Source organism: Mesorhizobium sp. M7A.F.Ca.US.006.01.1.1 (genome assembly GCF_003997935.1).
Lineage (GTDB): Bacteria > Pseudomonadota > Alphaproteobacteria > Rhizobiales > Rhizobiaceae > Mesorhizobium.
In genome coordinates this window covers 25,610-34,712 of the sequence record NZ_RZQL01000039.1, presented here as the reverse complement: position 1 = coordinate 34,712, position 9,103 = coordinate 25,610, and the positions used below count along the sequence as shown (strand labels likewise).

The window sequence follows — 9,103 nt, the reverse complement described above, 5'->3', positions numbered from 1 at the left end:
ACGTGACTACGGCCAACCCTTCGCCGAGATCTTCACGCGGTTCAAGGGCGATTTCTATGCCATCGACCCGCTGCTGTTCAGCCCGGCTGAAGTGATCGTGACAGCGATCGAAACCGGCGATACGTTTCGCGCCGGTCAGCGTGATCCGAAGATGCTCGAACGAAGTCTCGGCTAGAGCATGCGGTGCAAAGAGATTCGTCCGTCATTCGCCTGCCCGACGACTGCATTTCGTGCAGCCCTGCCGCGGACGCGGCAATGAGGGCGTGGAACCGCTCGCGCCGCCGACATTCCCGCACCCGAGAGGCAACATGATCCCTCGCATCCTGATCGTCAGCGACAAAGTGGACACCGGCTCCAACGGCCTGGCGGCAGGGCTTGCTCGGGGGGGCGCCGCCGTTACGGCCGTGCCGCTGGCGGCGATCGCATTCGACACCAGCAGCCCGAGCGGACTTTCGATCCCCGGCTTCGGCGGCACGCTGCCCGACGCCGTGCTCGTCCGTTCGATCGCCGCCGGATCGTTCGAAGCGATTACCCGGCGCCTCGGCGTGCTGCACGCGTTAAGCAGACTGTCGGTTCCTGTGTGGAATTCCGCGCAGGCGATCGAGCGCTGCGTCGACAAGTCGATGACGACATTCCTCCTGAAAAATGCCGGCCTGCCTACGCCACGCACCTTTGCCGTAGAAGGACTTGCCGTCGCCGAGGAGATCGCGGTGCAAGAGCTTCCGCGGGGACCGCTGGTGCTGAAACCATTGTTTGGGGCGCAAGGCCGCGGGATAAAGCTGATCCGCACGCTCTCGGATCTGCCGGCCGCAGAAGAGGTGAACAGCGTCTACTACCTTCAGCAATATGTGTCGCGTGGAGGTCCGCCTTTCCGGGATTTCCGCGTCTTTGTCTGCGCCGGCGAGACTGTGGCGATGATGAGCCGCATCAGCGACGACTGGATCACGAACGTCAACCGGGGTGGCGTGCCGGAACAGGTTTCCGAACATGGCAAGGCGGAACTGGCATCGCTGGCTGTCGCTGCGTCAGTTGCGGTCGGCGCGGATTTTGCCGGCGTGGACATCGTGCGGGCTGACGACGGCAATCTGTTCATACTCGAAGTGAACAGCATGCCCGCCTGGTCGGGATTGCAATCGGTGGTCGCCGTGAACATCGCCGAGGCAATCGCCGATGCCTTGCTGAAACTCCTGGCCGACCGCGCCGAAGCGGCCGCCGCGCCGCGGCCCTACCGTTTTGCCGCGCCTGCGAATTCGTGATGGCCGGTAAGGTGGCGCTTTCGCGTGAATGCCTCCGGGCCAGTTACAAGGATGCCTGCAGGATGGAGATCGAAGCCCTCAAACCGGGCAACGTCCATCTGTTCGCCGACGGACACGGAATGTCCGCCGCCCAGTTCATGACAAGTGCGGAGGTTTCCTCCGGGCCGCTGACCGATCCCCGCCTGCCGGTCGGACAGCGCATGCTGGAGGCGGTGCGCGCGACACGATTGGCGGTCGCGACCAATACCAATCTCGGAATCATCCTTCTGGCAGGGCCTCTGATATGCGCCGCCGAAATGGGCGGTGACAGACTGCGCGACAATCTCGATTCGCTGGTTCGGGCTTTGAACGTGCAGGATACCAAGGCGGTATTCGAGGCGATCGTCACGGCCGCGCCAGGCGGCCTCGGAGAAGCCGCCAACGATGTGCGGCAGGAGCCGAAGGTTCATTTGCTGGACGCGATGCGGGAGGCCGCCGACCGCGACATGATCGCCCGCCAGTACGGCAGCTGTTTCGGCGACGTGTTCGGGGTCGGGCTCGCGGCGCTGGATGGAGCGTTGGCACGTGGAGAAACCGGCATGTGGCCGACGGTGTTCGTCTACATGGCGTTTCTCGCCGGCTTCCCTGACAGCCATGTGATGCGCAAGTACGGCGTTGACCTCGCAAATCAGGCGCGGCAGGAAGCCGTTGCCGTTCAGGCGGCGCTCCATGCCGAGAGCCACGAGCCGTCGCGCATTCGTCTGCTCATGGAGTTCGACCGCCGGCTGAAGGCCGACAACATCAACCCCGGCACCTCGGCCGACCTCACCGTGGCTACTCTTTTAGTCCACACCCTCGCCCTCACCTTGCATAATCGCGGCGTTGGTGCTTGACTTCCAAAAGTGGAAGCTGTGCTTCCGCTGCTATCTAGCCAACCGGTCCGGGCAAATCCGGGCGCTGCCAACAAGGATAGCTGTCCATCGAGCGCCTGCTCGGTTGCAGCGTCCGTGGACATCATAATTGTGTCTTGGAGGAAATTGGCATGGCAAAAATCTCAAAGGTTATGGTCGGTGAATCGCTGGTGGGAGACGGCAACGAAGTCGCGCATGTCGACCTGCTCATCGGCCCGCGGGGGAGCGCGGTCGAAACGGCATTTTGCAACGCGCTTACCAACAACAAGGACGGCTTTACTTCGCTTTTGGCGGTGATCGCGCCCAATCTTCAATGCAAACCCAACACCGTGATGTTCAACAAGGTCACGATCAAGGGTGCCAAACAGGCGGTCCAGATGTTCGGCCCGGCGCAGCACGCCGTGGCAAAGGCCGTGCAGGACAGCGTTGCGGACGGGACCATTCCGGCCAACGAAGCAGACGACGTGTTCATCTGCGTCGGGGTATTCATCCATTGGGACGCGGCGGACGACGCCAAGATCCAGAAATACAATTACGAGGCGACAAAGGAAGCTATCCAGCGCGCCGTTGCAGGAACCCCGACCGCCGCCGAAGCAACGGCCCAGCGCGACAAGGTCAAGCATCCGTTCGCAGCCTAGACAAGAGACAGCCCCGCACAGGAAAAACCCTCTTCTGAGACGGATGGTCTGTTGCGCCGGCTGAAAAAAGTTCTGGGCTTTTGAAACGTCAGTTCCCGAAGGGCGCACGCCCTTCGGGAACTGACGAGCAACGAGGATCAGGCGCCGAGTGACGCGAGGCGGCCGGGCGTGAGCGTAGCGGTGTGCAATGAGGTTGCGACCAGCGCCGCGGCGACGCCCATGGCGGACAAGGCCCTGATGTCGTTCTCATCGCGGACGCCGCCGGCCGCAATGACGGCGCGATTTCCGGCCTTGGCCTTGACCTCCTGCAACCGCCCGAAGTCGGGACCGGCGGCCGCACCGACCTTTGCCAGCGTCATGACAATCACCTTTTGCGGCCAAAGCTCGGGCTCATCGAGAAGAGAACGCGGTCCGCAAAAACTATCGCCGACGAAATCAAGGGACAGGATGAGATCGGGATGATCGCGAAAACGCCGCAGCAACATGTCGTCCCGCTGCGATTCAGAGCCCAGAACAGGAGACAGCGAGCGTTCGGCAAGCGCCGCCAAAAGTGTCTTTTCGTCGGCTACGCCGGCATCGACCCAAAGTTCCGGCGGCTCCGCCATCGTCCTCAGCCGGGCGAGTGCGTCGCTGTTTGGCGCTCCGCCTTCGATAGCGTCCAGATCTGCGATGTAGAAGGTCGAAAAAGGATAAAGCCCACGCAGTCCTTCAGCGACCGCGACGACATCGGGGCTTCGGCTGAGCGGCGTAACGATCGGCCTGTAGCGATCGCGTTTTCCCTGCTGGGCGCGAACCACCACGCCGTCTTTCAGGTCGAGAACCGGAATGATACGCAACGTTTTTTTCACCGACCAATTGCCCCCGTCATGAAAGCTTGAAGCGTGGAAAAAAGAAAGGGCATCATTGCCGGTTTCGACATTGGCGGCGCGCATCTGAAGGTGACCCGCGCACAAGACGGTCGCATCGTCGAGGCGGTAACGATCGCAACGCCGCTCTGGCAAGGCCTGCACAAGCTGGCTTCTGCCCTCGACGAAACGGCTTCGATCTACGCGGGTGCGGATCTCAACGCATTCACCATGACAGGCGAACTGTCGGACATCTTTCCGTCCCGCGATCTCGGCGTAGCGGCTCTTCTGGGTCAGATTTCCACCCATTTCCCCACAGACAAAAAGCTGGTCTATGCTGGACCATCCGGTTTCGTCGGAGTCGAGCGGGCAGCGCAGCTGGCCGCCGATGTGGCTTCCGCCAATTGGCACGCGACAGCCTTGTTGGTGGCAAAACTCGCCGGCGATGCCCTGTTCGTCGACATGGGCTCCACCACCACCGATGTTATCGCCATCAAGAACGGCGCCGTGGCCAACGACGGCTACACCGATGCCGGACGGCTGCTAACCGGCGAATTGGTCTATACCGGCTTTACCAGGACATTCCTGTTCGGCGTAGCCTCGTCGGCTCCCGTCCATGGCAGGCTAACGCCGCTGATGAACGAGTATTTCGCCTCGATCGCCGACGCTCACCGCATCCTGGGCGTGCTCGACGAGGACGACGACAGGCACCCTCCCGCCGACGGCAAGGAAAAGACCGTGGACGGCTCGATCGCGCGGCTGGCGCGCATGGTCGGGCGCGACGCCACCGACCTGACCCCGCCGGAATGGGGTGAAGTCGCGCGCTGGTTCAGCGAGCAGCAACTGCGCAAAGTGCACGATGCAGCGTCGCTGATAGCCGGAACCCTGCCTCGGGATGTCCCGATCGTCGGCGCCGGAAGCGGTCGCTGGCAGATCAGGCGACTGGCCGAACGCATGGAACGCAGTTACGTCGATTTCGCCGACATCATCCCCGCCGATGACACCGTTCGCGGGCAAGCGAGCAGCGCGGCACCCGCGTCCGCGGTGGCACTTTTGGCGGGATATCCTTCGTAAGCAGGTGCGGCGCTCGCGCCTATGCTCGCGCGTCCTCGCTACCGGAACCTTTGGCGGTCAAGTGATCGCTGACACGCTGCATCAGCCAGCCCCAGGCTTCCTTTTCGCCCTCGCCTGCTGTCTTTTCGATGGCGATCGAAAGGTAGGCGATTTCCGCCTCGATCTTGTCGCGCGGCAGCATGCCGAGCCGGCTGACCAGGATGGCCAGCTCAAGCACCGCCGCCTTGGCTCGGTTGAGGCCGGTGAACGGCGCAAGCGCTTCCTCCCGCACCACGCGGCAGAAATGGCGGGGGCGCACGCCATTGTCATCGACTGCCTGGACTTCAAGGCCTGAATACGCCAGCGCGGCTTCGAGCCTCGGCACCGGAAACCCGTCAACCGGAACGGTTGGCCAATGCTTGCGGCCTGTCAGGCAGCCGGCAAAGACACGCACGTCGTCGGTATAATTGGCGATGGCGAACGGGACTTCGGCGAGATTGTCCAGCGTGACCGACGGCCGGAACGGCGCGATCACCCAACCGTCATTCTCGGCAATGATGCCGATCGGCGCGATGTGGACGTTGCCTGCCTTGTTGACCGTCGTGATGATCGATTCGCGAATGTAGGGCATGATCCTAGCGCTCTTTCCTTGCGCGAAGCGTCTTGCCCGGCTCGGCAAGACGGGTACGGTCGGTTTCGGGAGCCGGCGTGGCAACGCCCCATGCGAGCGGCTCGTCCTGCACATAACGCTTGCCGAGGCGCCACGCGATCTCCGCCTTCATCAGTTCCGCGCCGAGGTAAAAAGCGTGTGCGCCATCGGCGTCGACGTCCAGCCCGGCAAAAAGTTCGAACGCATCCGTGGCAACCGCATGCCCTTTGCTATTGAAAACATGGATGCCGTCCTCGGCTACCGCGATCCGGAAGTTGGCGTCGCGCACCTGGGCCGCCAATGCCTCGATATCGTCGGTGGAGGCTGTGAAAGGCTTGCGATCGTGGATCTGCAACAGCCCTGGGTGATAGCCGCGCGGCAACGCGCCGTCCGTGCAAGCAGCCAACATGACGCGGCGGGCGATATCGTGCTCCTCGATCGTGCGCACCGTGTGTGGGCTGACATGCACCGCCAGCACGTTTCGGATCCGGAGTTCCGAGCAGAGTCCCGTTAGAACGGCGGTAACGCCGGAACTGTCCGCGTCGGTCAATTCGGTGAGATTGCCGGTGCCCATCAGCAATTCGACGTCCGGCCAGCGGCGCCGCGCCTCGATGAAGCGCCCGAGTGAAGCGGCGAAGCCGAAATGGATCGGGTCGAGCACGGGATCGGCGATGAAGGCGACGCCGGCCTTTTGTGCCGCGGCAATCGCCCGGCCGAGCGAATCCAGATCGCCGGGGATGGACGGTATCAACACCGCCGTAGCCCGATGGTCGAAGATCAACGGCAGCGTGTGCTCATCGAGGCTGAGAAGATAGTCCGCGCCGGCGAGCGCACCGATCGACAGTTCGTCTGCGCTGGCCGAGTCGACGCTGACCACAAACCCCTGTGCCTTGAGTGCCCGCACTGCCTCCGCCAGCAACGGAAACGGCGTCTCCGGCAGGCAGCCCAGATCGATGACATCGGCGCCGGCCGCAGCCAACATCGAGGCCCTCGCCATCAGCGCCTCGACCGACAGCATCGGCGAATCGACGATCTCGGCGAAAATGCGCATATCGTGACGCGTCAAATCCGGCGGTTTGCCCGCCCGGCCAAGGAAGGCTGGAAGGTCAGCGATCTCGTCGGGCCCGCGCACAAAGGGCACGCCGAAATGCTCCGACAGGTGCTCGATGTTTCCCCGATAGCGTCCGGGCAGGATGACGCGGTCGACGTCTCCTGTCAGAGTGAGCCGACGCTTCACAATGTCCTCGCTCATCAGCGCGGCGACCTTGACGCCGACGTCGACGATTTCCCACGCGAATTCGGTTCTGCCCAGCCCGGCCAGCAGCCGTTCCAGCCGCGCCTTGGCCAGATGGCCGGTAAGAAAAACCAGCCGCTCAGCCATCGCTTGCGAGTTCGGCCTGGCGCCGCGTGAGCGAGGCTTCGAGATCAGCGAGCGACTCGACCACCTGGGTCCGCTCGAAACTCTTCAACTGCTTGGTATTTTCCAGGTCGATCCTGCGCGGATAGACCTTGACCAGCCCGTGCGGTGCCTGGGTTTCGAGTTCCGGCGCGGTGTCGCAAGCAAAGACGATGGCTGGCACACGGCACTTTCCCGCTTGGGCAAAGACATTGGTGGCGAGCGTGTCGGAAATGCCATGCACGCATTTGGCGACCGTGTTGGACGTGGCCGGCGCCACCACGACCGTGTGATAGACACCGTGGTAGAATTCGCCGACCGGGATCGCGCTCGCGGTCTTGTCGTGCAGCACGCGCGTCGTCTCCGGGAAATCAAGTTTAAGCTTGTACATGCGCAGCACTTCGTTGGCGGCCTTCGACACGAAGACATCGCAATGTTCGAGTTGGCGAACAAGTGCGAAGCTCTCCGTAAAAAAATGCCCGGAACCCGTCAGAACCCACGCCCAGCGCGGCACATGCAGCTTCACCATCGGCTATCCCGCCTTCTTTGCCGACGACCCTGTTGAAGCCACGATCCGGATGCCGGGCAGCTTGCCCAACGCGAGCATTGCGCCGGCCTCGGCAGCATCCTTCGGACCGGCGAGATGGAAATCGACGCCGTCGGGCAGCATGGCGGCAAAGCCTGGGTCGACAATGCCTCGGGCCCTCAGGCTGTCAGCGGTATCGCTGTCGAAGAATGCACCGGTCTGCTTGATAAGCAACAGCGCGTTTGCGGCAAGCTTGCCGGCAAGCCAGGCGGCCAGAGAATCGGAGGTAATGTCCCAGGAGGCCGGAACATCCAGCGCCGGCAGTGCCAGTGACGACGGCAGCCACACCGGAACCTTCCCCGCCTCCAACGCTCGCCCGATCTCGTCCAGCGACCGTGCCGGCGTCAGCCTTTCGTCCCGGTCGAGGATGACGTGGCCGAACTGCTCCATGGCCAGGATCGCCATGGCATGAGCGGCGGTGTCGGAAAAATCCATGCGGGTCTGCGTCTCGCGCACATGATCGGCAAAGAGCCCGCCGCCGGGCACGATGACGATCGGCAGCCTGGAACCCGCCAGCGCTGCGATCCAGCTCTTCATCTCCGCCGCATGGGCCGTGCTGCCGCCAAGCTTGACGATGGCCCGTCGGAGCATTTCGGGGCGTTCCTGGCGCGGCCGGAAAACAACGCTTCGGTCCTTTCGGCCGGCAGTGCCGGAGGCAGCACCGCGTCCCGCCGATTGGCGCTTGCGTTCGATCTCGACGCCGACGCCGCCAGGGCCGAGCTCGAGCTTTTCCACCCTTACCGTGACACGCACGACACGCTGGTTCTCCAGGACGTGCGCTGCCACCTGCTCGGCCAAAGCCTCGCTGAGCTGGATATGGCCCCGCGCGACGATGGTGCGAATGCCGTCCATGATGATGTCATAGGAGAACACATGGCGCATGTCCTCGGGATGCTCGGTGATTTGCAGCACGTCGGCGGCCACATCAAACCGCACTTTTTGAGTATGGCCATGCTCGAAGCTGTAGGCACCGATCTGGACCGGCAGAACAAAATCTCGCACAAAAATCCTGTCCGTGCCCAGTGTCGGATCGGTGTCCGGCGAATAGCCTCTCGCCGCCAACAGGCGATAGTCGATACTCGATTGACCGCCGGTCCCGGATTGCGCCGGAATCAACTCGCGAATCTGCGAGACCGCCTCGGCGCTGATCGAACTCGTGCGGCCGGAATGGCCACACAGCGCCCCCCGAAAGCCGAGAAAATCGGGAGCGAAAGGCAAGAGGCGCGGAATATCCGGAGCTTCCAGCGATCCACTCAGGCCGACCATCAGACCGAGCGATTTCGCTCGATCGACGAATCCCGGAATACGCTCGGGCGGCAGATGATCGAGCAGCCGGCCCTTCCCTTTTTGCGCGGTATCGACCATCACGCCATGGAAGCGATGCCTGGCGAACATCGGCAGAAGCTCGAAGTCCGGCGCCAGATCGGCAAACAGCACGGCAATCAGCTTCGTTCGTGCGGCGAGCGGTTCGAGCGCCTGTGCGCAGGCAGAGATATTTGCCGAAGGAAAAAATCCGATCTTCACATAGTCAACGCCCGTCGCCGCGATCTCTTCGGCCTTGATGCGGATCGTTTCGGGTTCCATCGGCAGGTCGCCGCAGACCGCGCTGACCGGAGCCCGACCAGCGATGAATGAGATCGTTCGGCGCATGGTTTCCGTGGACACCGCGCCCAGGGCTCCCGCCTTCGGGTCCTTCAGATCGACGATATCGACACCTCCAGAAAGAGCGATCTCCGCCTCTTCGATGCCGGTGACGCTTGCCAGCATTCTGGTCATTTGAACAGTTTCTC

Annotated in this window: 10 protein-coding genes; 5 read left to right on the top strand and 5 right to left on the bottom strand. The window is 62.9% G+C overall.

The genetic code is table 11. The features are described 5' to 3' along the window. From EN943_RS09875 to fae, 4 genes are all read left to right on the top strand, one after another. On the top strand, positions 1 to 175 hold a 175-nt coding region (locus tag EN943_RS09875; RefSeq protein ID WP_281060844.1), incomplete at its 5' end, for a methenyltetrahydromethanopterin cyclohydrolase. A 133-nt stretch (positions 176 to 308) separates the two neighbouring features. Continuing rightward, entirely contained in the window at positions 309 to 1,256 is a 948-nt protein-coding gene (locus EN943_RS09870; RefSeq protein WP_127412450.1) for a RimK family alpha-L-glutamate ligase, read from the top strand. After that, positions 1,256 to 2,128 (top strand): triphosphoribosyl-dephospho-CoA synthase, encoded by an 873-nt coding sequence (locus tag EN943_RS09865; protein WP_164778136.1) that lies wholly within the window; start codon positions 1,256 to 1,258, stop codon positions 2,126 to 2,128. The genes EN943_RS09870 and EN943_RS09865 overlap by 1 nt, the downstream gene beginning before the upstream one ends. A 149-nt stretch (positions 2,129 to 2,277) precedes the next feature. Continuing rightward, positions 2,278 to 2,784, top strand: coding sequence for a formaldehyde-activating enzyme (fae, locus tag EN943_RS09860; RefSeq protein ID WP_013532036.1), 507 nt, complete (start codon positions 2,278 to 2,280; stop codon positions 2,782 to 2,784). 137 nt (positions 2,785 to 2,921) lie between these two features. Here fae and EN943_RS09855 read toward each other — a convergent pair whose 3' ends face one another. Beyond that, entirely contained in the window at positions 2,922 to 3,632 is a 711-nt protein-coding gene (locus tag EN943_RS09855; protein ID WP_127412449.1) for a HisA/HisF-related TIM barrel protein, read from the bottom strand. A gap of 33 nt (positions 3,633 to 3,665) precedes the next feature. Between EN943_RS09855 and EN943_RS09850 the strand changes: the two genes are divergently transcribed. Beyond that, positions 3,666 to 4,703 (top strand): hydantoinase/oxoprolinase family protein, encoded by a 1,038-nt coding sequence (locus EN943_RS09850; protein WP_127412448.1) that lies wholly within the window; start codon positions 3,666 to 3,668, stop codon positions 4,701 to 4,703. 19 nt (positions 4,704 to 4,722) lie between these two features. On the opposite strand, the gene EN943_RS09845 is transcribed toward EN943_RS09850, so the two are convergent. The 4 genes from EN943_RS09845 to EN943_RS38280 are packed head-to-tail and all read right to left on the bottom strand — an operon-like array spanning position 4,723 to position 9,089. Beyond that, on the bottom strand, positions 4,723 to 5,313 hold the full coding sequence (locus tag EN943_RS09845; protein WP_127412447.1) for a DUF447 domain-containing protein: 591 nt from the start codon (positions 5,311 to 5,313) through the stop codon (positions 4,723 to 4,725). Between the two features lie 4 nt (positions 5,314 to 5,317). Further along, positions 5,318 to 6,712, bottom strand: coding sequence for a DUF6513 domain-containing protein (locus tag EN943_RS09840; protein WP_127412446.1), 1,395 nt, complete (start codon positions 6,710 to 6,712; stop codon positions 5,318 to 5,320). Then, complete coding sequence (locus tag EN943_RS09835) at positions 6,705 to 7,256, bottom strand: flavoprotein (RefSeq protein WP_127412445.1); 552 nt, start codon at positions 7,254 to 7,256, stop codon at positions 6,705 to 6,707. Before EN943_RS09835 ends, EN943_RS09840 begins: the two co-directional genes overlap by 8 nt. A 3-nt stretch (positions 7,257 to 7,259) precedes the next feature. Then, positions 7,260 to 9,089: a (5-formylfuran-3-yl)methyl phosphate synthase gene (locus EN943_RS38280; RefSeq protein WP_127412444.1), complete on the bottom strand. Its 1,830-nt coding sequence runs from the start codon at positions 9,087 to 9,089 to the stop codon at positions 7,260 to 7,262. Between the last annotated feature and the right edge of the window lie 14 nt (positions 9,090 to 9,103).